We start from the raw sequence: 512 nt of genomic DNA on the forward strand, positions 1-512 counted from the left end.
ATCTGCATCTTTAATACTGTAAATAAACTTCCTAGGGCTTGTAACCTCACCAGTCATTACATGCTCTCTCAGCTTATTGAGCGTCTCCTCTTTTATTTCTGGGGACTTTTTGTAATGAGGGATCAACAGGTAATTTGAAAGGCTTGTAAAAACTTCATGGAATTCTTCAAATGTAATCGAAGTATATTTATCAGGTATGAGTTCTGTAATCATGTCGCAGCGACTTTTAAAGTCATTTAACTCATTATCTTCAGCTATTACTAAAAGGTGAGTTCCCTCTATATCTACCTCAATTCCTGGAAAGACTTTAACTGCAAGCTGTTGTTGGATTATACGGAACTGCTCTAAATCAAACATATTATGATTAGTAATTGCGATGGCGTCTAATTTAGCCTCTTCTACATACCATTTCATCCGCTCCATACTAAAAGTAAATTTCTTATCGCTCGGTGTACTGACAGTATGTATGTGTAAATCAATTTTTTTCAAAGGCTTTCCATTCCTATTTTATT

1 protein-coding gene is annotated in these 512 nt (G+C 35.0%); it reads right to left on the reverse strand.

Annotated features, from left to right (window positions below):
• Positions 1–489: PHP domain-containing protein (locus ACTRWE_RS19265; RefSeq protein WP_462880539.1), on the reverse strand; the 489-nt coding region annotated here is incomplete at its 3' end.
• Between the last annotated feature and the right edge of the window lie 23 nt (positions 490–512).

It is taken from the genome of Pseudoalteromonas sp. G5_S1_54_S4, assembly GCF_054968565.1.